The following is a 492-nucleotide window of genomic DNA, read 5'->3' on the forward strand; positions in this document are numbered from 1 at the left end:
CATCGGCATCGCAGGCGGCACCGGCAGCGGCAAAAGTACCCTGACGGAGCGTCTGCGGGAGCATTTTGGCGTAAATGAAGTGAGTGTCATCAACCATGACAGTTACTACAAACGGCACGACGAACTTCCCTATGAAGAGCGCTGCAAACTGAACTACGACCACCCCGACAGCTTCGACACCCCGCTGATGGTCGCCCACCTGCGTGAACTGCGGGCTGGTCATCCGGTGCAGGTGCCTGTATACGACTATACCATCCATAACCGCAGCAATGAAACGGTGCTGGTCACTCCTGCGCCGGTCATTATTGTGGAAGGCATTCTGATTTTTGATTCTGCAGAGCTTTGTGATCTGATGGATATGAAGGTCTTTGTGGATACCGATGCCGATGTGCGTATTCTGCGCCGCATTGTCCGCGATGTTAAAGAGCGTGGACGTACGCTGGACAGCGTGGTGAGCCAATATCTGACCACCGTCAAGCCGATGCATGAGCA

At 54.5% G+C, this 492-nt stretch carries 1 protein-coding gene; it reads left to right on the top strand.

Features of this window, described 5'->3' with window-relative positions:
- Position 1 precedes the first annotated feature (1 nt).
- The coding region (udk, locus tag H6B10_RS15260; protein ID WP_345941866.1) for a uridine kinase at positions 2-492 on the top strand (491 nt) is incomplete at its 3' end.

This window comes from Gemmiger formicilis (assembly GCF_016901605.1).
Taxonomy (GTDB): Bacteria; Bacillota; Clostridia; order Oscillospirales; family Ruminococcaceae; genus Gemmiger; species Gemmiger formicilis_B.